This is a genomic window from Sphingomonas sp. (assembly GCF_035714405.1).
GTDB lineage: Bacteria > Pseudomonadota > Alphaproteobacteria > Sphingomonadales > Sphingomonadaceae > Sphingomonas.
Genome location: NZ_DASTMA010000021.1, coordinates 15,779 through 38,502, shown reverse-complemented (window position 1 = coordinate 38,502; position 22,724 = coordinate 15,779). Strand labels below are relative to the sequence as shown.

The 22,724-nt window shown below is 68.9% G+C and carries 23 protein-coding genes and 1 tRNA gene; 12 read left to right on the top strand and 12 right to left on the bottom strand.

Annotation, left to right across the window (positions count from 1 at the left end; translation table 11 throughout):
- Nucleotides 1–8: 8 nt before the first annotated feature.
- Both VFQ64_RS12680 and VFQ64_RS12675 read left to right on the top strand, forming a co-directional pair.
- Complete coding sequence (locus VFQ64_RS12680) at nt 9–1,445, top strand: MFS transporter (RefSeq protein WP_325103700.1); 1,437 nt, start codon at nt 9–11, stop codon at nt 1,443–1,445.
- On the top strand, nt 1,442–2,098 hold the full coding sequence (locus VFQ64_RS12675; protein ID WP_325103699.1) for a glutathione S-transferase family protein: 657 nt from the start codon (nt 1,442–1,444) through the stop codon (nt 2,096–2,098). Before VFQ64_RS12680 ends, VFQ64_RS12675 begins: the two co-directional genes overlap by 4 nt.
- 4 nt (nt 2,099–2,102) lie before the next feature.
- On the opposite strand, the gene VFQ64_RS12670 is transcribed toward VFQ64_RS12675, so the two are convergent.
- Nucleotides 2,103–3,293, bottom strand: a complete 1,191-nt coding sequence (locus tag VFQ64_RS12670; protein ID WP_325103698.1) for an MFS transporter — start codon at nt 3,291–3,293, stop codon at nt 2,103–2,105.
- Between the two features lie 81 nt (nt 3,294–3,374).
- On the opposite strand from VFQ64_RS12670, the gene VFQ64_RS12665 reads away from it, so the two are divergent.
- Nucleotides 3,375–4,820, top strand: a complete 1,446-nt coding sequence (locus VFQ64_RS12665; RefSeq protein ID WP_325103697.1) for an FAD-dependent oxidoreductase — start codon at nt 3,375–3,377, stop codon at nt 4,818–4,820.
- Between the two features lie 78 nt (nt 4,821–4,898).
- Nucleotides 4,899–6,134, top strand: coding sequence for an MFS transporter (locus VFQ64_RS12660; RefSeq protein WP_325103696.1), 1,236 nt, complete (start codon nt 4,899–4,901; stop codon nt 6,132–6,134).
- Nucleotides 6,135–6,220: 86 nt separating this feature from the next.
- Here the strand turns inward: VFQ64_RS12660 and VFQ64_RS12655 are convergent.
- Together VFQ64_RS12655 and VFQ64_RS12650 are read right to left on the bottom strand one after the other, a co-directional pair.
- Nucleotides 6,221–6,307: transfer RNA gene (locus VFQ64_RS12655), tRNA-Leu, on the bottom strand.
- A 91-nt stretch (nt 6,308–6,398) separates the two neighbouring features.
- Nucleotides 6,399–7,088, bottom strand: a complete 690-nt coding sequence (locus tag VFQ64_RS12650; protein WP_325103695.1) for an MJ0042-type zinc finger domain-containing protein — start codon at nt 7,086–7,088, stop codon at nt 6,399–6,401.
- 138 nt (nt 7,089–7,226) lie between these two features.
- Between VFQ64_RS12650 and ftsE the strand changes: the two genes are divergently transcribed.
- From ftsE to VFQ64_RS12630, 4 genes are read left to right on the top strand one after another with little or no spacing between them, the layout of a single operon-like run.
- Nucleotides 7,227–7,934: a cell division ATP-binding protein FtsE gene (gene ftsE, locus VFQ64_RS12645; RefSeq protein ID WP_325103694.1), complete on the top strand. Its 708-nt coding sequence runs from the start codon at nt 7,227–7,229 to the stop codon at nt 7,932–7,934.
- The gene (locus VFQ64_RS12640; protein WP_325103693.1) at nt 7,931–8,812 is read left to right on the top strand and encodes a cell division protein FtsX; all 882 of its coding nucleotides are present in this window, start codon (nt 7,931–7,933) and stop codon (nt 8,810–8,812) included. Before ftsE ends, VFQ64_RS12640 begins: the two co-directional genes overlap by 4 nt.
- Nucleotides 8,809–9,339, top strand: a complete 531-nt coding sequence (locus VFQ64_RS12635; protein ID WP_325103692.1) for a YdcF family protein — start codon at nt 8,809–8,811, stop codon at nt 9,337–9,339. The genes VFQ64_RS12640 and VFQ64_RS12635 overlap by 4 nt, the downstream gene beginning before the upstream one ends.
- Nucleotides 9,336–10,019 carry a lysophospholipid acyltransferase family protein gene (locus tag VFQ64_RS12630; protein WP_325103691.1) on the top strand — a complete coding sequence of 228 codons (684 nt, stop codon included), beginning with the start codon at nt 9,336–9,338 and terminating at the stop codon, nt 10,017–10,019. Before VFQ64_RS12635 ends, VFQ64_RS12630 begins: the two co-directional genes overlap by 4 nt.
- On the opposite strand, the gene VFQ64_RS12625 is transcribed toward VFQ64_RS12630, so the two are convergent.
- The 4 genes from VFQ64_RS12625 to hisC form a co-directional block, all read right to left on the bottom strand.
- Nucleotides 10,016–10,579: a hypothetical protein gene (locus VFQ64_RS12625; RefSeq protein WP_325103690.1), complete on the bottom strand. Its 564-nt coding sequence runs from the start codon at nt 10,577–10,579 to the stop codon at nt 10,016–10,018. The two genes, VFQ64_RS12630 and VFQ64_RS12625, sit on opposite strands and share 4 nt — an antisense overlap.
- Nucleotides 10,580–10,589: 10 nt before the next feature.
- Nucleotides 10,590–11,738 carry a zinc-dependent alcohol dehydrogenase gene (locus VFQ64_RS12620; protein WP_325103689.1) on the bottom strand — a complete coding sequence of 383 codons (1,149 nt, stop codon included), beginning with the start codon at nt 11,736–11,738 and terminating at the stop codon, nt 10,590–10,592.
- 120 nt (nt 11,739–11,858) lie between these two features.
- Nucleotides 11,859–12,767 carry a prephenate/arogenate dehydrogenase family protein gene (locus VFQ64_RS12615; RefSeq protein ID WP_325103688.1) on the bottom strand — a complete coding sequence of 303 codons (909 nt, stop codon included), beginning with the start codon at nt 12,765–12,767 and terminating at the stop codon, nt 11,859–11,861.
- A gap of 106 nt (nt 12,768–12,873) precedes the next feature.
- Nucleotides 12,874–13,983, bottom strand: a complete 1,110-nt coding sequence (hisC, locus tag VFQ64_RS12610; protein ID WP_325103687.1) for a histidinol-phosphate transaminase — start codon at nt 13,981–13,983, stop codon at nt 12,874–12,876.
- Between the two features lie 202 nt (nt 13,984–14,185).
- On the opposite strand from hisC, the gene metX reads away from it, so the two are divergent.
- From metX to VFQ64_RS12590, 4 genes are read left to right on the top strand one after another with little or no spacing between them, the layout of a single operon-like run.
- The gene (gene metX, locus VFQ64_RS12605; RefSeq protein ID WP_325103686.1) at nt 14,186–15,304 is read left to right on the top strand and encodes a homoserine O-acetyltransferase MetX; all 1,119 of its coding nucleotides are present in this window, start codon (nt 14,186–14,188) and stop codon (nt 15,302–15,304) included.
- Nucleotides 15,301–15,735, top strand: coding sequence for a GNAT family N-acetyltransferase (locus VFQ64_RS12600; protein WP_325103685.1), 435 nt, complete (start codon nt 15,301–15,303; stop codon nt 15,733–15,735). The genes metX and VFQ64_RS12600 overlap by 4 nt, the downstream gene beginning before the upstream one ends.
- A complete protein-coding gene (metW, locus tag VFQ64_RS12595) occupies nt 15,732–16,319 on the top strand; it encodes a methionine biosynthesis protein MetW (RefSeq protein WP_325103684.1) in 588 nt (195 codons plus the stop codon). The genes VFQ64_RS12600 and metW overlap by 4 nt, the downstream gene beginning before the upstream one ends.
- A gap of 57 nt (nt 16,320–16,376) precedes the next feature.
- Nucleotides 16,377–16,760, top strand: a complete 384-nt coding sequence (locus VFQ64_RS12590) for a response regulator (protein ID WP_325103683.1) — start codon at nt 16,377–16,379, stop codon at nt 16,758–16,760.
- Here VFQ64_RS12590 and VFQ64_RS12585 read toward each other — a convergent pair.
- From VFQ64_RS12585 to VFQ64_RS12565, 5 genes are all read right to left on the bottom strand, one after another.
- Nucleotides 16,757–18,274: a sensor histidine kinase gene (locus tag VFQ64_RS12585; RefSeq protein WP_325103682.1), complete on the bottom strand. Its 1,518-nt coding sequence runs from the start codon at nt 18,272–18,274 to the stop codon at nt 16,757–16,759. The genes VFQ64_RS12590 and VFQ64_RS12585 overlap by 4 nt on opposite strands.
- 24 nt (nt 18,275–18,298) lie before the next feature.
- On the bottom strand, nt 18,299–18,832 hold the full coding sequence (gene ssb / locus VFQ64_RS12580) for a single-stranded DNA-binding protein (protein ID WP_325103681.1): 534 nt from the start codon (nt 18,830–18,832) through the stop codon (nt 18,299–18,301).
- 12 nt (nt 18,833–18,844) lie between these two features.
- Nucleotides 18,845–20,734: a ferrous iron transporter B gene (feoB, locus tag VFQ64_RS12575; RefSeq protein WP_325103680.1), complete on the bottom strand. Its 1,890-nt coding sequence runs from the start codon at nt 20,732–20,734 to the stop codon at nt 18,845–18,847.
- A gap of 21 nt (nt 20,735–20,755) precedes the next feature.
- A complete protein-coding gene (locus VFQ64_RS12570; protein ID WP_325103679.1) occupies nt 20,756–21,028 on the bottom strand; it encodes a FeoA family protein in 273 nt (90 codons plus the stop codon).
- Nucleotides 21,029–21,218: 190 nt separating this feature from the next.
- Nucleotides 21,219–22,667 carry a S41 family peptidase gene (locus VFQ64_RS12565; protein WP_325103678.1) on the bottom strand — a complete coding sequence of 483 codons (1,449 nt, stop codon included), beginning with the start codon at nt 22,665–22,667 and terminating at the stop codon, nt 21,219–21,221.
- Nucleotides 22,668–22,724: the final 57 nt, after the last annotated feature.

Here is a 22,724-nt window from a genome sequence, read left to right as displayed (position 1 = left end):
GCGCGGCGGTGAGCGGCGCTACTGCCCAGCCGGCCGGCGAACGGGCGCGCGCGTCGCGCGTCGCGCCTTTCGTCGTCGCCGCCTGCATGTTCATGGAAAACCTCGACGCGACCGCGATCGTCACCGCCCTGCCGGCGATGGCGGCGGCGTTCGGCGTCGACGTCGCGACCATGGGGCTCGGCGTCAGCTGTTACCTGGTCGCGGCCGTCATCGCGCTGCCGCTGGCGCCGTGGCTCGCGGACCGGTGGGGGACGCGGCGCGTAATGGCCGGCGGTGTGCTCGGCTTCATCCTTGCCTCGATGCTCTGCGGCTTCAGCGACAGCCTGCCCGCCTTCGTCGCCGCCCGCATGGCACAGGGAGGAGCCGCGGCGCTGATGTCGCCGGTCGGGCGACTGAGCGTGCTGCGCGATACGCCGAAGAGCGGGCTTGTCCACGTCATCGCCATCCTTACGTGGCCGGCATTGATCGCGCCGATCCTAGGCCCGCCGGTGGGCGGCCTGCTGACCGAGGCGGCGTCGTGGCGGTGGATCTTCTTCCTCAACCTGCCGATCGGCGTGCTCGGCCTGTTCGCCGTGTGGCGCCACATTCCCGAGCAGACCGCTCCCCGCCGTCCGTTCGATTGGCTCGGCTTCGCGCTATACGCATGCGCGCTTTCGGCGGCGCTCGCCGGCCTGGAACTGATCGGCTCGGGACATCCGGCGGCAGGCGCGACGGCGCTCGCACTGGGGGTGGGCGTGGGACTGATCGCGCTTCGCCATCTCCGCAGCGCGAAGGCGCCGCTGGTCAACCTGTCGCCGATGGCGATCCGCAGCTTCTCGGTCAGTGCGTTCGGGGCGGGTACGCTCAGCCGCATCGCGATCGGCGCGACGCCGTTCCTGCTGCCGCTGATGTTCCAGCTCCGCTATGGCCTGTCGCCCAGCATCGCCGGGGCGCTGACGCTGGTGTATTTCGTCGGCAACCTCGCCACCAAGCTGTTCACCACCGCGCTGCTGCGACGCTTCGGCTTTCGTACCATCCTGGCGGCGAACGGCGCGTTGGTCGCCGTCACCGTCGCCGCCTGCGCGGCGGCGGCGTTTCAGCTGCCGCTGGTGGTCACCGCCGCTATCCTGTTCGTCGCCGGCGCGACCCGCTCGCTGCAATTCACCGCCCTCAACACGCTCACCTTCGCCGACGTGCCGCCGGCGCTGACCGGAGATGCGGGCACCCTCAGCACCTTGGCGCAGCAGATCGGGACCACGCTGGGCGTTGCCCTGGCGGCGACCCTGCTCGGTGCGGCGAGCACGCTGGGAGAAGGCGATTCCGCCGGGTCGGCCTTCGCGCTCACCTTCGCCTGCCTCGCGGTGATCGCCGCCGCCGCGGTGCCGCTCTACCTCCGCCTGCCGCGCGGCGTCGGCGCCGATACCAGTGGAGCAACGGCAGCCGAACCTGAAGGACGATCGCAATGATCCTGTGGGGCCATCCCTATTCGCGCGCGCACCGCGTGATGTGGATGCTGCGCGAGCTCGACCTGCGCTTCGAACATGTGCCGACCAACTTCATGAGCGGCGAAACGCGCGAGCCTGCGTTCCTGCGGGTCAACCCCAACGGCCGGGTGCCCGTGCTGGACGATGACGGCTTTGTCATCTTCGAGTCCTTGGCGATCAATCTGTATCTGTCGCGGAAGTACGGCGGCGACACCGCCGCGCGCGGGTTGGTCGAGGAAGCGCAAGCGGTACAATGGAGCCTGTGGGAAGCGGCGGAGATCGAGAAGCCGCTGCTGTTCGCCGCCGCCAACCTGTTCCTTTTCCCCGAAGATCAGCGCGATCCGGGCCTTGCCGCTATCGGGCTGAGCAAGCTCGAGCGGCCTTTCGGCGTGCTCGAAGCGCTGCTGACGGAGCGCCCCTATCTGCTCGGCGATCGGTTTACCGTCGCGGACCTGAACGTCGCGGGGCCGATGTCGCTGATCCCGCTCGCAGGCGTACCGATCGATCGCTACCCGCGGCTGTCCGACTGGCTGATGCGATGCCTGGAACGGCCGGCGGCGGACGACTGGAAGCCGATCCGCTTCACCATCCCGCGCCCGCCGACGCCCGAGAAGCTGCTCGCAATGTTCCTGTAGGCGGTCAGGCCGGCGACGCCGCGCGTCGCGTGCCCCGCGTCAGCATCATGGCTGCCGCCACCGCCGCGACGACGTTGAGGACGCCGAAGAACACGAAGGCGGACAACGTCCCGCTCAGCGCCGCGCCCGCTACCGTCATCGACAGCGGACTGAGGAACTGTCCGACGGAGAAGACCCCCTGCCACGCGCCGGTGCCGCGCCCGCGCACTTCGGGCGCCAGGTCGCGCAGGACGAAGGTGAGCAGGCTGGGCAGCAACAGGCCGCAGCCGAATTGCGCGACGAACATGCCGGCGGTCAGCGCGCCCGCGCCCGGAGACATGCCGACCGCGACATAGCCGATCCCGATCAGTCCGAAGGCGGTGAGCAGCAAGCGCGCGATCGGCCAATGGCAGATGAAGCGGAACAGCAGCGCACCCGCGAGCGTGCCCAGGCTCGCCACCCCAATCAGCATGCCGATCTTGGCCGGCTCCGTCAGACCCACGGCTGCGAGCGCGACGCCGCTCTGGATTTGCGCGACGTAGAAGGAGATCGACGCGAACAACGTTACGGCGAGCACCGACAGCATTGGCCGCACCGAGAACGGCGCGACCAGCCGGGTCTCCTCCCCATGGCGCACCGAAGGCTCCCAGGTGAAGACCAACACCAGCAACGCAAAGACCAGCGGCAGCGCATAGATCGCGAACGGCGCCCGCCAGCCAAAGGTGCCGAGGAAGCCGGTCAATCCGACGAACAGGATCGCCGATCCCGCGGTCAGCGCGGCCTGATAGCCAAGCCAGCGGTCGCGCTCGCGGCCGATAAAAAAATCGCCGATCAACGTCGTGCTCAGCGTTAGCGCGAAAGCCTCGGCGAAGCCCACGCCCACCCGGCTGACGAGGATCGCGGGCAGGGTGTCGAGCACCAGCGGGGCCATGCCGATCACCGCATAGATCACCAGCCCCCAGAGCAGCAGCTTGCGCCGCCCGAACCGGTCGCCCAACGCGCCGGCGATCGGCGAGCCGACAATCAGACACAACGACGGCAGCGTCAGGATCATCGGCACCAGCCATTCCTCGCCAGGCACGTCGCGAAAGGCGGCATGGAGCTGTGGCAGACCGGGCGCGAGCGCCGCGCTGGCCATCACCGCCAGGGTGGCGGGCAGCAGCAATACGAAGGCCTGCAACGGCCCGGCGACGCGGCCTGATGGATTGTTGGTCATGGCGTCCTCTCGTGATGCTTGATAAAACGATCATGATCGGAGTCAATCTGGCCCGCTTAGGACGAAGACCGGAGAGGCCGCATGTCGCATTCCGATACGGTAGTCGTGGTCGCGGCGGGCGCTGCCGGACTGTGCGCCGCGATCGCCGCGGCACAGGCCGGCGCGCGGGTTCAAGTCTTCGAAAAGGCCGCCACCACCGGCGGCACCGCCAACCGTGGCATGGGGCCGCTCGGGATCGAGAGCCGCCACACCCGCCAGCGCCAGCTCCGCCCGACCCGCGACGAGGCGTTCAAGGCGTTCATGAATTACACCCACTGGCGCGTCGATGCGGCGCTGGTCCGCGCCTATCTCAACCGCTCCGGGGATACGATCCACTGGCTGGAAACGCTGGGGGTCGAGTTCACCGAACCGGCATCCTATTTCGTCGAGGCTTATCCGACCTGGCATCTGGTCAAGCCGGAGGAGGGGCCGCCAGGGCCGGGCGGCGCGGCGACGATGATGCGCGTACTGACCCGAAAGGCGGAAGCGCTGGGTGTCGCGATCACGCTTGGGACGCCGGTGACGCGGCTCGTCAGGAACGGCGATGCGGTCACCGGCGTGGCGGTGGGTGGACCTGACCGCGAGCGGGAGGTTCCGGCCGGCGCGGTGATCGTCGCCACCGGCGGCTTCGGCGACAATCCTGCGATGATCGCCGAACAGTTCGGCTATCAATGGGGTCGCGACCTCTACAGCTTCCGCATCCCGGGCATTGCGGGGGACGGCCTGCGCATGGCGTGGGAAGCCGGCGCGCAGCCGACCGAGATGGGTCTGGAGCTGATCTATGGCATGCCCGATGGCATCAGCATCCCGCCGCCGCTCCATGAAGCCTGCCGTCAGCCGCATCTGATGGTCAATAAGGGCGGCGAGCGGTTCATGGACGAAGCGGTAATGGGCAACGTCACCTTCACCGCCAACGCGATCGCCCGGCAACAGGACCGCGCCGGCCATCTGGTGTTCGACAGCACCATCCTGGCCGGGATGGAAGACGATCTCGATTTTCGAAACCGCGTCTTCCCGGTCACCAGGATCGAACGCCCCGCCGAGCTGATCGCGGCGCTGCGGGCGCGCGACTATCCCCATTTCTTCGTCGCGGACACGCTGGAGGCGCTTGCGGACCGAGCAGGGATCGACCCAGCCGGGCTGGCAAGGACGGTCGCGGCCTACAACGCGGACTGCGCGCGCGGCTATGACCAGGCGTTCGCCAAGGACCGGCGTTACCTGCGCCCGCTGATGACCGGACCGTTCTACGCCGCCCGCCATTTCCCGAGCGCCTATGGGACGCTGGGCGGGATCAAGATCGACGCGCGCACCCGCGTGATCGACTGCGACTGGCGGGTCATCCCAGGCTTCTATGCGGCGGGCACGGATGCCTGCGCGATCCATGGTGACAGCTATGTCTTCATCCTGCCCGGCAACAGCATGGGGTTCGCGGTCAACACCGGCCGGATCGCGGGCGAGCAGGCCGCGGCCTATGTCGGGCGCACATGATCGCGGGTTTCATCTGGAGGATCTGGTGACAGTGATATTCAAGAATCGCTCTACTCTCGACAGCGCGTGGATCGTGGCATGAGCGTGGGATCGGGTGAGTTCGCGCGCGGCTGGCCGGTGCTGACGGCGGCGTTCCTGGGCGTCGCGATCGGTGTCAGCTCACTGTATTTCTATTCGCTGGGTGTGTTCATCAAGCCGATGGCGGCCGAGTTCGGCTGGACGCGCGGGCAGGCCTCGTTGGGCGCGCTGGTCGGCACCGCGGCGGCGGCGGCGGCGGCCATCCCCATCGGTCGCCTGGTGGACCGGTTCGGCGGCAAGCGCGTCGGGTTGATCTCGCTGGCCCTGCTCGCCTTGGGCTTCTTCGCGCTGGGAACCGCGACGGCTGGGCTGGCCAGCTTTCTGCTGCTGACGTTCATCGTTTCGCTGGTCACCGCCGGATCGAGCCCGATCGCGTTCACGCGGCTGGTGGTGACGGCATTCCTGCGTTTTCGCGGCATCGCGCTTGGGCTGGTGCTGGCCGGCACGGGAACGGGCGCGATCCTGATCCCGGCCCTGTTGACGCCGTATGTGGCCGAGCATGGCTGGCGCAGCGGCTTCATGGCGCTGGCGCTGGTGGTCGCCGCCCTGACCCCGATCGTGGCGCTGCTGTTCACCCGCTGCGCCGATGAGGTGCGTACCGCCCCGGCGGACGAAATGACGTTGGCGGAGCTGGCGCGGACGCCCGCCTTTCGCCTGTTGGCGGCGACCTTTTTCCTGGCGGCGGTCGCGGTGCTCGGCACCGTGGTGCAGTTCGTGCCGATGCTGAGCGACTGGGGGTTCTCGCCCGCCGGCGCCGGCGGCGTCGCATCGCTGATCGGGGTCGCGGCCATCGTCGGCCGTCTGGCGGCGGGGCTGCTGATCGACCGCTATCCCGCCGCGATCGTCACCGTGGCCCTGTTGCTGTGCGCCGCGGCCGGCCTGCTCATGCTCGGCCTGGGCGGGGTGACGTTCGCGGCGCCGGGCGCGATCGTCACCGGCCTGGCGATCGGCGCCGAGGTCGACCTGATCGCGTTCCTGGTCGCGCGGCACTTTCCGCCCCTGGCCTATGGCAAGGCGTATGGCGCGATCTACATGGCGTTCCTGATCGGCGGCGCGGCCGGGCCAGCGCTGTCGGGGTATCTGCGCGATCGGACGGGGGACTATCAGGCATCCCTGGTCATCGCCGCCATACTGCTTGCCTGCGCGGCGGCGGTGGCGTCGCGCCTGCGGAGGGTGCCGGCGTGGTCGGAAGGCGAGGGGGGCGGATCAGAGCGCCGCGGCGAAGCCGCGTCGTGACGTCGGACGGGTTCGGCGGCGCCGATCCGCCGGCCGTGCTTGCGCGTCCCGACGGCAACTTCGTTGCCGGCATGCGCGCTGCGCAGTGGTGCGGCCGAGAAGACTCGAACTTCCACGTCCTTTCGGACACAGCCACCTCAAGGCTGCGCGTCTACCAATTCCGCCACGGCCGCACGTCGCTTGCCCTCCGCGCGAAACGCGGACGGCGGGTAGGAGCGGCGCGTTAGCAAAGCACCCCGGTCGCCGCAACGTCTAACCGGCGCGTCAGGCGCCGGCTTCGCCGGCGAAGCTCAGCTCGAGCCGCTTGGAATTGGCGGGGACGTCGAGCTTGGCGGAGTTGAAGTCGACGCTGGCACCCGGCGACAGCGTGCGCTGCTGCGGGGTGATCGTCCAGCTGTAGACCAGCCGGCCCTGCGCGTCGCGCAACTCGGCGCGAATGTCGGGCACGCGCTGGCGCGACGACGACGGGTTGGTGACCTGGCCGGAAACGGCGAAAAGTTCCGACCCGTTCTGAAGCTCGCGGCGCTCGATCGGGTTGTCCTTGAGCCGGAGCGGGCTCTCGACCGGGCCGAGCCCCAGCTGTCCCATCAGATTGGGTGCGCCAAGCCAGGTGATCGCGGCGACGCCCGCCAGCATCAGCGCGCCCGCGCCGAGCGCCGCCGCCGTCCAGCGTCGCACGGGATTGCGACGCGAGCGCACCAGCGGCGGGGCCGGCTCGGGCCGCGCGGCAGGCTCGCTCCACGGCGGCGGCGGCGCGTCGACGACGCGTTCCTCGATCGGCGGCGGCGCGGCGGCCTCGACCGGCGGGGCCGGCGCCGGTGGCAGCTCGATCGGAGCGGGCGCCTGGAACCAGCAATGCTTGCAGCTGGCGCAGCGCACAGTGCGGCCGTCGACCCCGATCGCGCTGTCGGGCACCAGGTAGCGGGTGCTGCATTCAGGACATTGGAGGATCATCGCGTAAGCATCACCGAACCGCTAACCACGCGAATCTAAGCACGGCGCGCGCCGCGCTGGCAAGCTTGAACCGGGCCCATGCTTGAACCGGGCCCAAGCTTGAACAGGGAAGGGTGCCCGTGCCAAGGTTGCCGCGACATGGCGACGATCGTGCAGTTCGAGAATGTGGGACTGCGCTATGGCAGCGGCGCCGAGACGCTGGCCGACGTGTCCTTCTCGCTCAAGAGCGGCTCCTTTTATTTCCTGACCGGCGCGAGCGGCGCGGGCAAGACCTCGCTGCTCAAGCTGCTCTATCTGGCGCAGCGGCCGAGCCGGGGCATCATCCGGCTGTTCGGCGAGGATGCGGTGCTGTTGCCGCGCGCGCGGCTGCCGGGGTTCCGGCGGCGGATTGGGGTGGTGTTCCAGGACTTCCGGCTGGTGCCGCATTTGTCGGCGGCGGACAATGTCGCGCTGCCGCTGCGCGTCGCGGGTGTGCCCGAGGCGGACGTGCTGCAGCCGGTCAAGGAGATGCTCGCCTGGGTCGGGCTCGCCGAGCGCGCCAACGCCCGTCCCGAGACGCTGTCGGGCGGCGAGCAGCAGCGCGTCGCGATCGCGCGCGCGGTGATCGGCCGGCCGGAGATGCTGGTCGCCGACGAGCCGACCGGCAATGTCGATCCCGACATGGCGGAACGGCTGTTGCTGCTGATGGATTCGCTTAACAAGCTGGGCACGACGGTGGTGGTCGCGACCCACGATTTCCATCTGCTCAGCCGCATCCCCCACGCGGTGATGATGCGGCTCGACAAGGGGCGGCTGCTCGATCCCACCGGCGCGCTGCGTAACCCGCCGTCGCGGTACGACCAGTGACGAGACGGTCCGACGAGCGCCGTGTGCTCGACGAGGCGGGGGGCTTGCGCGCGATGACGGGGGTGATGGCGGTGATGCTGTTCCTGCTCGTGCTCGCGACCGCCGCAGGGCTGGCGACGAAGAACGCGCGCACCGCGCTCGACCGGCAGCTGGCGGGCCGGATGACGGTGCAGGTGGTGGACGGCGAGCCCGCCCGGCGCGACCAGGCGGCCGCGCGCGTCCTCACTGTGCTGCAAGGTCTGCCGGAGGTGGCGCGGGCAACGCCGGTGGACGCCAAGGAGCTGGAGCGGCTGTTGCGGCCCTGGCTGGGCAGCGACGGCGCGGACCGCGAGCTGCCGGTGCCGGCCCTGATCGACGTCGATCTCTCGGACCCCAGCGGAGCGGCGGCGGCGCGGGTGACCGCGGCGGCCCGGGCGACGAGCGCGGCGGCGCGGGTCGACCGGCAGGAGGCGTGGATGAGCCCGGTCGGCGACTTCATGCGCTCGCTGACCTGGCTGGCGGGGGGGCTCGCGCTGCTGATGGCGGGAGCAGCGGCGGCGGTGGTGGCGCTGGCGGCGCGCAGCGGGCTGGAGACGCACCGCGCAACGATCGAGGTCATGCACATGCTCGGCTCGACCGATCTGCAGGTGGCGCGGCTGTTCCAGCGCCGGATCGCGCTGGATGCGGCGCTGGGTGGCGGCGTTGGAACGCTGCTGGCGCTGGCGGTGGCATGGCTGATGGGGATGCAGGTGCGCGCGCTCGGCTCCGAATTGCTCGGTGGCGCGACGCTGACGACGGGCGACTGGGCGATGCTGGCGCTGGTGCCGGTGGCGTTCGTGGTGCTGGCGACACTCGCCGCGCGCTGGGCGGTCCTGAGCACGCTGAGGCGGACGCTGTGATCCGCCGCCTCCTGGCGGTGCTGGTGATCGCTTATGCGCTCGGCTTCGTGCTGTTCACGCTGACGCTGCCGCAGCCGCTGGAGGGCACGACCACCGACTCGGTGGTGGTGCCGACCGGCGGACCGGGGCGGATCGACCGCGGGTTGGAGTTGCTGCGGCGCAAGCAGGCCAAGCGGATGCTGGTGACCGGCGTCGGCGAGGGGGTGCGCAAGGTCGACCTCGCGCGCGAATACGCGACCGACCTGCGGCTGTTCGCCTGCTGCGTCGATCTCGGCCCCGATGCGGTGGATACCCGGTCGAACGCGGACGAGACGGCGGCGTGGCTCAGACGCAACAATTATCGCACCGTGCGGCTGGTGACGTCCGACTGGCATCTCGCGCGCGCCAAGATGGAACTGCTCGCGGCGACGGGCCCGCGGCTGGTGGTGCTGGGCGACGGGGTGCCGAGCGCGCCACGTTTCACGACGTTGTTCAACGAATACAACAAGCTGCTGCTGCGCCGCGTGGCGATCTCGGCGGGGCTATGAACTGGCTGCGCACGCTGCTGTTCCGGATCGTCTTCTATGGCGGCTCGGTGCCGATCATCCTGGCTGTGCCGGTGACGGCGCTGTTCGGGCGGCAGGCGATGATCGCGCATGCCACCCTGTGGTCGCGCTACCACCGCTGGTGCGCACGTCTGCTGCTCGGCATCACGGTGCGCATCGAGGGGCCGCGACCCACCGGCGCGGTGCTGTACGCGGCCAAGCACCAGTCCTTCTTCGAAGCGATCGACCTGCAGCAAGAGCTGGGCGGGCCGGCGATCATCCTCAAACGCGAGCTGACCCGCATCCCGCTCTGGGGCTGGGCGACAGGGGTCTACGGCGCGATCGCCGTCGACCGCGAGGCGTCGGCCGCGATGCTGCGGCGGATGCTGAAGGAGGGCGCCGCGTTGACAGCCGAAGGTCGGTCGATCCTGTTGTTCCCGGAAGGCACGCGGGTTCCGTCGGGGGAGCGGCCGCTGCTCAGGTCGGGGTTTGCTGGGCTGTACAAGACGCTGAAGCTGCCGGTGGTGCCGGTCGCGGTCGACAGCGGCCGGCTGTGGCCCAAGCGCGGGAGCAAGCGGCCGGGGGTCATCACCTATCGCTTCGGCGAACCGATCCCGCCCGGCCTGCCGCGCGAAGAGGCAGAGCGGCGGGTGTGGACGGCAATCAACGCGCTGGAACGCTAGGCCGGTTCGGACTGGATCAGGATCGCCCGCGGAGCGGCGTCGGAGGTCGCGATGAGCTCCTGCTGGTGATCGGCCGCCGATTCGTGTCGACGGCGACCGCGAAACGCATAAACGAGACCTCCGCCAAGCGCCGCCACCGCTCCCGCCTTGAGCGCGAAGCCACGCTTGTTGTGCCGCCATTCCGCGCGCGCGCCCATCTCCGCCGGCACGTTGGGCACCTTGCCTTGCGCGAGGTCCGCCACGACACCCTCGACGACGTTGATCCGGTCGGCGCCCATCAGCATCAGCCAGTGCAGCCAGTCGCTCTCGCTGCGCTTGAAGGCGACGCGCCGGATCATCCCCGATACCCCGCGCGGCGGCGTCGAGGTGCCCGTCACCGCGGGCCGCCGCGCATGCTCGATCGACTGCAGCACCTCGACGTCGGGCTCCTGCAATGCCGGGCGCTCCCAGCTCAACCCGCGCGTCTGGTCCTCGACATGGCGCATCGGATAGGTCGGGTCGTTCGCCGGGTCGGCGTCCACTCCCCAGCCGGGGATGGTGGCGGTATCGATCTTGGTCATCGCAAAATCCTCAAGCGCCGTGGGGCAGCAGCACCGGCTTGATGCAGCCGTCGAGCCTCGCCGAAAACATGTGATAGGCGTCGGCGATATCCTCCAGCGGCACGCGGTGGGTGATCATCGCCTTGGGGTTGATGTGGCCGGCCTTGATATGGTCGATCAGCCGCGGAAGGAGGCGCTTCACCGACGCCTGGTTGGCGCGGATCGTGATCCCCTTGTTGACGACGTTGCCGACCGGCACGATGTTGCCGGTCGGGCCATAGACCCCGACCACCGAGACGATGCCGCCCTTCTTCACCGAATTGATCGCCCAGTGCAGCGCGATCGCGTTGCCCGCCTCCCATTTCAGATAGACGCCGAACAGCCGCTGCAGCTTGTTGCCGGCCGCGTCGCCGCCGACCGCGTCGATGCAGACGTCGGCGCCCAGGCCGTCGGTCTGCTTCTTGATGAACACCGCCATGTCGTCGATCTCGCGGAAGTTGTAGACTTCCGCCGGGCCGAAGCTGCGCGCGAACTCCAGCCGATAGTCGATATAGTCGATCACGATCACGCGGCCGGCGCCGAACAGCCAGGCGGAGCGCGCCGCCATCAGCCCGACCGGGCCGGCGCCGAACACCACCACCGTGTCGCCGCGCCGGATGCCGCCCATCTCGGCAGCCTGATAGCCGGTCGGAACCACATCGGTCAGCAGCACCGCGTCATCGGGGTCGAGCCAGTCGGGGATCACCGTCGGCCCGACATCGGCATAGGGCACGCGCACATATTGCGCCTGGCCGCCGTCATAGCCGCCGGCGGTATGCGAATAGCCATAGATGCCGCCGACCGCCGTCGCCTGCGCGTTCGATTCATGGCAGTTGCCGAACAGCCCCTGCTGACAGAAATGGCATTTGCCGCAGGCGATGTTGAAGGGGACCAGCACATGGTCGCCCTTCTTCAGGTTGCGGACCTCGGGCCCGACCTCCTCGACGATGCCGCAGAATTCATGGCCGAAGGTCATGCCGATCCGCGTGTCGGGCACCATGCCGTGGTACAGATGCAGGTCCGACCCGCAGATGCACGAGCGCGTCACCTTGACGACCGCGTCCTCCGGATGCTCGATCACCGGCATCGGCTTTTCGTCGGCGCGGACGCGGTACGGTCCACGGTAGTTCATCGCCAGCATGACTGCTCCCTGCGCGGCGCCGACGTGCGGAACGCCCCTCATTTACGGGGTGAGGAAGGCGCGGCGCCGAAGTGTGGTTCCCCACCTTGCTCCAGATCAACGTAATTATGGGCGCGCGCGTCAGTCGTGAGCGCGCCCGAAATCCGCTGCGGCGTCGTCCTGCCCCTGGTCGACGATCGAGCGGCGCACGGCGCGGGTGCGGGTGAAATGGTCGAACAGCTGGTCGCCGTCGCCGATCCGGATTGCGCGCTGCAGCGCGGTCAGGTCTTCGGAAAAGCGTTGCAGCATTTCCAGCACCGCCTCGCGATTGGTCAGGAACACGTCGCGCCACATGGTCGGGTCGCTGGCGGCGATGCGGGTGAAGTCGCGAAAACCGCCGGCCGAGTATTTGATCACCTCGCTCTCGGTCACCTGCTCCAGGTCGCTGGCGGTGCCGACGATGGTATAGGCGATCAGGTGCGGCAGGTGGCTGGTGACGGCGAGCACCCGGTCGTGATGATCGGGCGTCATTGTCTCGACGTCGGCACCCAGCCGGCGCCAGAAGGCGGCGACGCGCCCGGTCGCGACGGCGGGCGTATCGGGCAGGGGCGTGAGGATGCACCAGCGGCGGTGAAAGAGCGTGGCGAAGCCGGCCTCCGGGCCGCTCTGCTCGGTGCCGGCGACGGGATGGGCGGGGACCAGCGCCGCGTCCGGCAGCGCCTCGCGCAAGGCGCGCGCGACCTCCGCCTTGCAGCTGCCGACATCGCTGACGATCGCGTCGGCGGGCAGGTCGGCGGCGAACTCGGCCGCCACTGCGCCGATCGCGCCGACCGGGACGCACAGGATGACGAGATCGGCGTCGATCACCGCCGCGCCGGGTGTGTCGCTGATGTCGTCGCACAGGTCTATGCGCCGCGCGGTGGCGCGGACCTCGTCATCGGCGTCGTGACCGGTGACACGAACGGTCGGCATCGCCGCGCGCACCGCGCGGGCAACCGAGGAGCCGATCAGCCCCAAACCGATGATGGTGACCCGCGCGAAGGGGAGCACGACGGCTACGCCGTCGCCCCGGGCCTGACCCGGGGTCCCGCTGCCTGCGCGGGAAGGAAGAAGAAGCCGAACCCCGGCTCGAGGCCGGGGCGACGGAGGGGGATGGTCACGCCGCTTCCACCAAAGCCCTCAGCGCCGCCGCGACCCCTTGGGTCTCCTCCGCCGTACCGATGGTGATTCGCAGGGCCTGCGGTAGTCCCTGACCGGGCAGCCAGCGGACGATGTAGCCGGCGTCCATCAGCCCCTTGTACGCAGCTTCCGCGGTCAGCGTCCCCTCGAACACGGCCAGCACGAAATTGGCCTGGCTCGGGATCGCGCGCAGGCCGGCATTGCCCAGCTTGCCGATCTCGCCGCTGAACCAGCGCCGCCACTGCGCATTGTGCGCGCGGGCATGCGCCACGAACGCGGTATCGCCGAGCGCGGCGACGGCGGCGTGCTGGCCGGCGATGGTCATGCTGAACGGCAGGCGGATGCGGTGCATCGCCTCGATCAGCGGCGCCGCCCCATAGCCCCAGCCGATGCGCTCGGCGGCGAGCCCATACATCTTGGAAAAGGTTCTGGTGACGAGGACGTTGGTTGCGGAGCGTGCGAGTTCCATGCCGCCATCGTCCTGGTCGCCCTCGATGTATTCGGCATAGGCGTGGTCGAGCACGAGCAGGATATCGGTACGCAGGCCGGCGTGAAGGCGAGCGATCTCTTCGCGCGACGCATAGGTGCCGGTGGGGTTGTTGGGATTGGCGACGAAAACGACGCGGGTGCGCTCCGTCACACAGGCCAGGATCGCGTCGACGTCAGTCGCATAGTCGAGATCGGGCGCGATGACCGGTGTCGCGCCGGTGCGCCGCGCCGCGATCTCGTACACCGCGAAGCCATAATGGACGAAGATCACCTCGTCGCCCGGACCGCTGAACGCACCCGCGGCGAGGTGCAGCACCTCGTCCGAGCCGTTGCCGTAGATGATCCGCGAAGGGTCGAGCCCATGCTTCGCAGCGAGCGCTTCGCGCACGATGGCGCCCGAGGCATCCGGGTAGCGTTCGAGGCTCGAGGCGGCCTTGATAAAGGCCGCGCGGGCGGCGGCTGGCGTGCCGAGCGGATTCTCGTTGGAGGACAGCTTCACCACCTTGCGGCCGTCGTCGGTGGTCGAGCGGCCGGGGATGTAAGGCGCGATGCCCATGATCCAGGGCTTGGGTGCGGGCGCGGAGGCGGGGGTGGACATGGGCGGGCGTGTAGCGGGGCTGGTTCGCCGCGTCACGCCGAACGGAAAGCCTGTCCTACAAAGCCGCTTTGTGTTTTGGGGGCGGGATGTATCGCCGCGCGCTGCCTCCTGGTCTCTCCGCCCGCGTCCGCTCTGTGGCCAAAAAGCACCCGCGAATAAGTGCGTATGCCGACAAGTTCGATAAGTTCGACGTGGGCCACGGATGACGGTCGAGGACGCGCGCTTCGGCCTCAAACGCTGCGTTACCCTGCCGGGGCCGCTCCCGCTCGACGGTGGGGGCACGCTGACGCCGGTCGAGGTCGCCTACGAGACCTATGGGACGCTGAACGCAGACGGGTCGAACGCGGTGCTGATCTGCCACGCGCTGACGATGGACCAGCACGTCGCCTCGCCGAGCCCACGCACCGGCAAGCCGGGTTGGTGGACGAGCATGGTAGGACCGGGGCGGCCGATCGACACCGACCGCTTCTGCGTCGTCTGCGTCAACGTGTTGGGCAGCTGCATGGGATCCTCGGGGCCCGCATCGGTGGATCCCGCCACCGGCGCGCCGCTCGGCATGGCGTTTCCGGTCATCACCATCCGCGACATGGTGCGCGCGCAGGCGTTGTTGCTCGATCATCTCGGCATCGCCAACCTCGCGGCGGTGATCGGCGGCTCGATGGGGGGCATGCAGGCGCTGTCCTGGGCGGCGACCTTTCCCGAACGGGTGCGGGCCTGCGTGGTGATCGCCTCGACCGCGCGTCACACCGCGCAGAACATCGCGTTTCACGAAGTCGGGCGGCAGGCGATCATGGCCGACCCACGCTGGAACGGGGGCGACTATTATCGCGGCGAGCCGCCCGCGGCGGGGCTGGCGGTGGCGCGCATGGCGGCGCACATCACCTATCTGTCCGAAGCCGGACTGACCGAGAAGTTCGGGCGGCGTTTGCAGGCGCGCGACGCCAAGACCTTCGGCTTCGACGCGGATTTCCAGGTCGAGAGCTATCTGCGCCACCAGGGGCTGAGCTTCGTCGACCGCTTCGACGCCAATTCCTACCTCTACATCACCCGGGCGATGGACTATTTCGACCTGGCTGAGGAGCATGGCGGCCGGCTGGCGGAGGCGTTCCGCGCGTCGCGAGCGCGGTTCTGCATCGTCAGCTTCGACACCGACTGGCTGTACCCGACACCCGAGTCGCGCGCCATCGTCCATGCCCTGAACGCGGCCGGCGCGCCGACCAGCTTCGTCGAGTTGTCGAGCCCCTATGGCCACGACGCCTTCCTGTTGCACTCCCCCGAGCTTGAACGCGTGGTGGGGGGCTTCCTGAGAGCGGGCGCATGATCGAGATTACGGACGATCCGTCGCGGTTGCAGTTCGACCGAATCCACGCGTGGCTTGCGTCGAGCTATTGGTCACCGGGCATCGCGCGCGCGACGGTCCAACGCGCGGCGGCGGGGTCGCACTGCCTGGGCGCGTACGATCCGGACGGGTCGCAGGTCGGCTATGCGCGGATGATTACCGACGCAGCGACCTTCGCCTGGCTTGCGGACGTGTGGGTAGACGAAACGCGGCGCGGGCATGGGTTGGGGCGACGGATGGTGCGCTGGTTCCTCGATCGTCCTGACTACGCCGGCTTGCGACGGATCGCGCTGGTCACGGCTGATGCGCACGGCGTTTATGCGGCACTGGGCTTTCACCCGCTGCTGCGGCCGGAGCGCTATATGGAGCGGCTGGCACCGGGGTTTGCGGCTGAGCTCCGCGTCGCGCCATGAGCCTGCGGCCCGATCTCGCGCTGATCGCCGCACATGTCGCACCCGGGAGCCGTGTGCTCGATGTCGGCTGCGGCGACGGGGCATTGATGGCGGCGTTGCGCGACGAGAAGGGTGTCGACGCGCGGGGGCTGGAGATCGACGCGGGCAACGTCGCGGCAGCGGTGGGACGGGGGCTGTCGGTGGTGCAGGGCGATGCCGATGTGGACCTCGCGGAGTATCCTGACGGCAGCTTCGACTATGCGATCCTCAGCCAGACGCTGCAGACCGCGCGCGCGCCGGACCAGGTGTTGGGCGAACTGCTGCGGATCGGGCGACAGGTGTTCGTCAGTTTCCCAAATTTTGCGCATTGGCGGGTACGCGCGTCGCTGCTGTGGGGCGGCCGGATGCCGGTGACGCGGCTGCTGCCGGAGCGTTGGTACGACACGCCGAACATCCACCATCTGACGATCGACGATTTCAGGGCTTTCGTGCGCGATCAGGGGCTTACCGTCGAGCGAAGCTGGTTCTTGTCTGGTGACCGACGACGGGGCTCAGGTGCGGCTAACCTGCTCGCCGAACACGCGATTTTTCTGCTGCGTCGTTAACATAAGTGGAACCACGCGGACGCATCGGCGTTGGCAGCGTATGATCGAGGTTAAACTATGAGCAGGACGGCACTGATCGTCGAGGACGAGATCTTCGTCGCGCTCGACCTGGAACGGATCCTGACCGACGCCGGCTACCATGTCGTCGGCATCGCCGCCGACCGGCGCGAAGCGCTGGAGGTGGCGGGTCAGTGCGCCTTTGCGTTCGTCGACGTCAACCTGCGCGACGGACTGACCGGCCCGTTGATCGCACAGCGGCTGGCGGCGGAGCATGGTGTGCGCGTCGTGTTCGTGACCGCCAATCCTTCGCAGATCGGCGAGGGCTCGCCGGCGCTCGGTTTCGTGCGCAAACCATTCAACGAGGCGGCAATCCTAAAGGCGGCTGCGATCGCGTCGAACGACGACACGCCGGTCCGGAACGGCGCGATGGCCGCGATCTAACGCCGCGCGAAAGCATCGGCGGGCACGGTGATGGTGAGTCGGAGACCTGCCGGATTCCAGTCCCGCTCGACGGTGCCGCCGAGCTGGCGCACCGCGCTGAGCTCCACCAACTGCGACCCGAAACCCGTGCTGGTGGGCGGCGTCACCGGCGGCCCGCCGGTCTCCGTCCACCCCAGGATGACGCGCTCGTCGGTCAGCCGCACATCGAGGACGACGCGCCCGGTGTCGCTCGACAGCGCGCCGTATTTGGCGGCGTTGGTAGCCAGCTCGTGAAACAGCAGCGCAAGCGGCGTGGCGGAGCGGTCGTCCACCGTCACCTCGTCCCCGGTGACGGTCACCCCGCCGCCGCCGTCGCGGGCATAGGGCGCGAACAGCTCGCCGAGCAGGCCGAGCAGGCTGTCCTGGCGCACCTTGGGCGCGGAGTTGCGGCTGTGCGGACGGACGAAGTCGTGGGCGCGGCCGAGTGCCGCGATGCGGTCGCGCAGATCGGCGGCGGCGGGGCGCAGCTCCGGCTTGCCGCGCGCCGCGAAGCCGATCAGCCCGGCGATAACGGAGAAGATGTTCTTGATCCGGTGGCTGAGCTCCTGCGCGATCACCTCACGCTCGTCGCCCGCGATCTTTTGTTCATGAACGTCGGTGCAGGTGCCGAACCAGCGCGTGATCCGGCCCGCCTCGTCGCGGATCGGCAGCGCCCGCCCGAGCACCCAGCGATATTCGCCGTCGCGGTGCCGCAGCCGATATTCGATCTGATACGGCTCGCCGGTGGCGAGCGACCGCGCCCACAGCGCCGAGGCGCGCTCCTGGTCCTCAGGGTGGAACACGCCGCGCCAGCTCTCGCCATCGGTGGAGCCCTCCGGCATGCCCGTGAACTCGTACCAGCGGGCGTTGTAATAGTCGTGATAGCCGTCGGGCAGCGTCGACCAGACCATCTGCGGCATGGTGTCGGCCAAGGTATGGAAGCGTGACTCCGACTCCCCCAGCGCGCGCCGCGCGTCGGTCTCCGCATGCCGCCAAGCGGCCGCGTCGCGGGTGTCGCGCAGCCGGGCGATGACGTTCTCCGCCAGGGTCTCCAACCCTTGAAGCTGGAGCGGCGATAGTCCGTCGGGGTGAGGTACCATGTCGATCACGCACAGCGAGCCGAGCGCCACGCCCTCGTCGGTGATCAGCGGCACACCTGCATAGAAGCGGACGTGCGGTGCCCCTGTCACCAGCGGATTGCCGGCAAAGCGCGGGTCGGCGGTCATGTCGGGCACCACCAGCGGTTCGGTGCCGAGAATGGTGTGCTCGCAGAACGAGATCGCGCGCGGCGTCCCGTCCATGTCGACGCCGGTGCGCGACAGGAAGCGCTGCTCCGTCTCCTCCAGCACCGTCACCAGCGCGACGGGCGTCCCGCACAGCGCAGCGGCGAAGTCGGTGATCCGGGTCAGTGCCGGCGAATAGCGCAGCCGCTCCAGATCATAGGCGGCCAGCACCGCCGCGCGCGTCGCGCCATCGACCGGTCCGCCGGGCTCCATGGTGTCGGGAACGATCTTGGCTACTCAGAAGGGAACGTCGTCGTCGAGATCGTCCGCGAAACCGCCACGGTTTGGCGCGCCGCCGCTACCCCCCCCGCCGAAGCCGCCGCCTGCGCCACGGCCGCCGCCGCCACGCGCGCCACCGCCAAAGTCCTCAGCCCCTCCGAAATCGTCACGGCCGCCGCCACCGCTGCCGCCCTGGCCGGGTGCGCCGTCGAGCATGGTCAGGACGCTGTTGAACCCCTGCAGCACGATCTCGGTCGAATAGCGGTCGGCGCCCGATTGATCCTGCCACTTACGCGTGGTCAGCGCGCCCTCGATATAGACCTTGGAGCCCTTGCGCAGATACTTCTCGGCGACGGTCGCGAGGCCCTCGTTGAAGACCTTGACCGTATGCCACTCGGTCTTCTCCTTGCGCTCGCCCGAGTTGCGGTCCTTCCACGATTCGGACGTGGCGATGCGCATCTCGACGACCTTGCCGCCGTTCTGGAAGGAGCGGCTTTCGGGATCCTTGCCCAGGTTGCCGACGAGAATGACCTTGTTGACGCTGCCTGCCATGGTTGCCCCGAGTTAGAGGCCGGCGAGTACCGCCAGCCAATAGGTGACGCCCGCCATTATGTAGGCGGCCGCAAAGAGATAGCCTAGCATGAAGAGCGGCCATTTCCAGCCGTTCGTCTCGCGCCGCGTCACCGCGATGGTAGAAATACATTGCGGGGCGAACACGAACCACATCAGGAAGGCGAGCGCGGTCGGCAGGCTCCAGCGTGCCTGAAGCTTCTGGGTGATCGTCTGCTGCCCCGCCGCCCCTTCCGCATCGTCCACGGCATAGACGGTGCCGATCGCCGCAACTGCGACCTCGCGCGCCGCCATTGCCGGAATTAGCGCTAGCGCGATGTCGCGGTTGAAGCCGATCGGCCGGACCAGCACCTCGATGCCGTTCGCCATGCGCCCGGCGATCGAATAGTCGACCGGCGACACCGGCGAGCCCGCGGGCGGTTTGGGAAAGGAGAGCAGCGCCCACAGCACGATCGTCGTGACCGCGATGATCGTGCCGGCGCGCTTCAGGAAGGTCCACGCGCGCTGCCACAGGCCGATGGCGAGATCGCGGAGCCGCGGCCACTGATAACGCGGCATTTCAAGCAGGAAGCCCGACGAGGAACCCTTGGCGACGGTGCGGCGCAGCACCAGCGCCGCCACGAACGCGCCGAGGACGCCGAGCACATAGAGCGAGAACAGCACCAGCCCCTGCAGGCCGATAAAGCCGGCGACCGTGCGGTTCGGAATGAAGGCGCCAATGATGATGGTATAGACCGGCAGCCGCGCCGAACAGGTCATCAGCGGCGCGATCAGGATGGTGGTGAGCCGGTCCTTCTCGTCCTCGATCGTGCGCGTCGCCATGATGCCTGGCACTGCGCAGGCGAAGCTCGACAACAGCGGGATGAACGCGCGCCCCGACAGGCCGACACGCGCCATCAGCCGGTCCATCAGGAACGCGGCGCGCACCATGTAGCCGGTCGCCTCCAGCACCAGGATGAAGGCGAAGAGGATCAGGATCTGGGGCAGGAAGACGATCACCGCGCCGACCCCGGCGATGACGCCGTCGGTGAGGAGCGACTGGAGAAAGCCGCCGGTGGTGACGCCGCGTACGCCGGCATCGGCGGTGGCGAGGACGCCTTCCAGGAATTCGATCGGCGCCTCCGACCAGGCGAACACCGCCTGGAACATGACGAACAGCAGCGCCAGCAGGATCAGCGGGCCGGCGACCGGGTGCAGCGCGACGGCGTCGAGCGTCTGCGTGGCGCGGCGCGCGGGCGTCTCGCCCACCGTCGCGGCGCCGGCGATGCGGCGCGCCTCGCGCTGCAGCTCGGTGATGTCGCGCACTGGTGTCGCGGCGCGGCCTGGAGCCGACAGCGTGGTGGTGAGCCGTTCGCGCAGGTCGTCAATGCCGCGACGGCGCACCGCGACGGTGGGAACGACCGGGACGCCGAGTTCCGCCTCCAGCTTCGCCGGATCGAGGCGCAGGCCATCCCGCTCGGCGAGGTCGATCATGTTGAGCGCGATCACCATCGGCCGGCCGAGCGCCAGCAACTGCAGCGCGAAGCGGAGGTGATTGTCGAGGTTGCCGGCGTCGACCACCATCAGGATCGCGTCCGGCGTGCGCTCGCCCTCCTGCCGGCCGAGCACGACATCGCGGGTGACGCGCTCGTCGGGCGATCCGGGGTCGAGACTGTAGGTGCCCGGCAGGTCGACCAGCTCGACCGGGCGACCATCGGCGAGCGCCCAGCGTCCGGAGTGGCGCTCGACGGTAACGCCGGGATAATTGCCGACCTTTTGCCGCGCGCCGGTGAGCGCGTTGAACAGCGCGCTCTTGCCGGCATTGGGGTTGCCGACCAGCGCGATCAGCGGCGGCGCGGTCCGCTCGGCGGGCGCGGGTGGCTCGGCGGCGAGAAGCTCAGCCATGCGGCACGAGCGGCTGGGAGGTCAGGCCGCGACCGGCGCGACGTGGATGTGGGCGGCGACCGCGCGGCGCAACGCCACAGTCATGCGTCCGATCCGGCAGGCGAGCGGACCGCCGCCGAGCGTGGCACGATGGAGCACCTCCACCTCAACGCCTTCGTCGAACCCGAGTTCGCGGAGGCGGCGCGCTTCAGGAACCGCAAGCTGCGACCAGTCGATCAGGTGCACCGCCGCCGTCTCGCGACGCGGCAACGTCTCGAGGCTGAGCGAACGGGTGATGCGGCCGGCCATCTCCATCTGCGAGTGATTATCAGTAACAGGAAGGAATGGAAAGGGCCAAGCCGCATGCAGGTAGCATTGCTACTTGCAAGACGGCGCTGGCCGGCCTCCGCCGCGGCAAAGCCGCGTCGGACGGGTCGGCTATGCCGCCCGCCGGCCGGGCTTGTCGGTCTCACACGATGCTTCGCTACGCGCGTGCCGTCAGCGCCTAAAACAGCCCGGGCGTCTCGCGTTGTGCTGCACTCGGCTGCGCCGGGGCAAGCAGTTCGCGGCGCGCGGAGGCGCCGACCGACTGGGCGCCGACCTCGTCGCCGCCCGCGATGCGGGTGCAGCTGACGCCGGCGATGAAGTTGAGCGCGGCGCGGACTGAGGCTTCCTGCGGATCGCCAAGCGGACGGCTGATGTCATCGGCGGCCTGGCAGCTCGACTCCATCAAGGGGGCGAGGCCATCATAATAGTCGCCCTGGCGCGCCGCGTTCTGCGTCTGGAACGCGACCACGCGCAGCCGGTCGTCGCAGGCTGCCGTGTCGAGCCCGATCTGGCCAACGGGTTTTCCAAAGGTATTGGTGCCAATCAGCGCCGCGTTGGCGCGCAGATAGGGAAGCTGCGCGCTGATCACGAGCTCGCTCGCGGACGCGCTGGCGCGGGTGCCGATAAAGGCGATCTTGGTCGGCGCGATCGATTCGGGCACGGTGCGGAAGAAGCGCGTCGAGTTCTCGCTCGACTTCTCCGGGCGGAACACGGTGTAGTCCACCACGTCCGATGTCGACCGCGCACGGCCGAGCAGGTCGCTCATCAGATCCGCGATCCGTACCAACCCGCCGCCATTGTAGCGGAAGTCGATGATGACGTTGGTGATGCCCGCCGAGCGGAACTGCGCAAAGGCTTGGCGTAGCGCCGGATCGGCAGAGTCGATCGAGAAGGTGCGCAGATTTACATAGCCGACCTGCCGTCCGGCATCGTTGATGATCTTCGCGCCGTATCGGGACGACACAGGCGTGAGGGAGAAATCTGCCTTGGTCACGGTAACGGTCCGGGTACCCGCGGCATCCTGGACCCGCAGCACCCGGGCAGTGCCAGGCGTGTTCGGCCCGAGCGCGTTGCTGACGCCGGCACTCCCGTCGGCAGCGATGATCGAAGAGACAGTGCGCAGATTGCCCTCGCTGGTGCCGATCGCCACGATCTCCGTGCCGCGATCGATCCCCTGCGCGAGCGCCGGTGCCCCCTCGAAGGCTTCGGTGATGAACAGTCGGTTGCTGGGATCGAAGGCCAGCCGCACACCGAACCCGGCCGTCGCGCCGGAGTTAGTGAACGCATTTTCTTCAGCGATCGAGGTTATGAAGGTGAAGAAGCGGTCGCGACGCTGGTTACGCGCGGTGGCGGTAAGGGCGTCCAGATAAGCCTGAACGGTCGTGTAAGGCGCCGGATCGAGGCTCGCCGGCAGGGTCTCCGGGAACAGGTACCATTCGCGCAGTTGGGCGAACACGCGGTCCTGCCGCTCCCGCAAGGTGCAGCCGACAGACGCGGTCGGCGTCGGAGAGGACGTGGCAGTTGGCGTCGGTGTGCTGCTGATGGGCGTACCGGAGCTGCCGTCGCCGCCACCGCAACCCGTCAGCATCGCGGCGATCGCGAGTGACGAAACCCAACGCTTACCCATCACAATCCACTCCGCTTCAAACACTTAGGTGCAATGTGCGCGCAACCGGCGGCGAAA

Bases quoted from the DNA above. Each gene is read 5' to 3' on its own strand.
- VFQ64_RS12675 (WP_325103699.1), top strand. From the start codon at position 1,442: ATGATCCTGTGGGGCCATCCCTATTCGCGCGCGCACCGCGTGATGTGG.
- VFQ64_RS12670 (WP_325103698.1), bottom strand. From the start codon at position 3,293: ATGACCAACAATCCATCAGGCCGCGTCGCCGGGCCGTTGCAGGCCTTC.
- VFQ64_RS12665 (WP_325103697.1), top strand. From the start codon at position 3,375: ATGTCGCATTCCGATACGGTAGTCGTGGTCGCGGCGGGCGCTGCCGGA.
- VFQ64_RS12660 (WP_325103696.1), top strand. From the start codon at position 4,899: ATGAGCGTGGGATCGGGTGAGTTCGCGCGCGGCTGGCCGGTGCTGACG.
- VFQ64_RS12650 (WP_325103695.1), bottom strand. From the start codon at position 7,088: ATGATCCTCCAATGTCCTGAATGCAGCACCCGCTACCTGGTGCCCGAC.
- ftsE (WP_325103694.1), top strand. From the start codon at position 7,227: ATGGCGACGATCGTGCAGTTCGAGAATGTGGGACTGCGCTATGGCAGC.
- VFQ64_RS12630 (WP_325103691.1), top strand. From the start codon at position 9,336: ATGAACTGGCTGCGCACGCTGCTGTTCCGGATCGTCTTCTATGGCGGC.
- VFQ64_RS12625 (WP_325103690.1), bottom strand. From the start codon at position 10,579: ATGACCAAGATCGATACCGCCACCATCCCCGGCTGGGGAGTGGACGCC.
- VFQ64_RS12620 (WP_325103689.1), bottom strand. From the start codon at position 11,738: ATGCTGGCGATGAACTACCGTGGACCGTACCGCGTCCGCGCCGACGAA.
- hisC (WP_325103687.1), bottom strand. From the start codon at position 13,983: ATGTCCACCCCCGCCTCCGCGCCCGCACCCAAGCCCTGGATCATGGGC.
- metX (WP_325103686.1), top strand. From the start codon at position 14,186: ATGACGGTCGAGGACGCGCGCTTCGGCCTCAAACGCTGCGTTACCCTG.
- VFQ64_RS12600 (WP_325103685.1), top strand. From the start codon at position 15,301: ATGATCGAGATTACGGACGATCCGTCGCGGTTGCAGTTCGACCGAATC.
- metW (WP_325103684.1), top strand. From the start codon at position 15,732: ATGAGCCTGCGGCCCGATCTCGCGCTGATCGCCGCACATGTCGCACCC.
- VFQ64_RS12590 (WP_325103683.1), top strand. From the start codon at position 16,377: ATGAGCAGGACGGCACTGATCGTCGAGGACGAGATCTTCGTCGCGCTC.
- VFQ64_RS12585 (WP_325103682.1), bottom strand. From the start codon at position 18,274: ATGGAGCCCGGCGGACCGGTCGATGGCGCGACGCGCGCGGCGGTGCTG.
- ssb (WP_325103681.1), bottom strand. From the start codon at position 18,832: ATGGCAGGCAGCGTCAACAAGGTCATTCTCGTCGGCAACCTGGGCAAG.
- feoB (WP_325103680.1), bottom strand. From the start codon at position 20,734: ATGGCTGAGCTTCTCGCCGCCGAGCCACCCGCGCCCGCCGAGCGGACC.
- VFQ64_RS12570 (WP_325103679.1), bottom strand. From the start codon at position 21,028: ATGGAGATGGCCGGCCGCATCACCCGTTCGCTCAGCCTCGAGACGTTG.
- VFQ64_RS12565 (WP_325103678.1), bottom strand. From the start codon at position 22,667: ATGGGTAAGCGTTGGGTTTCGTCACTCGCGATCGCCGCGATGCTGACG.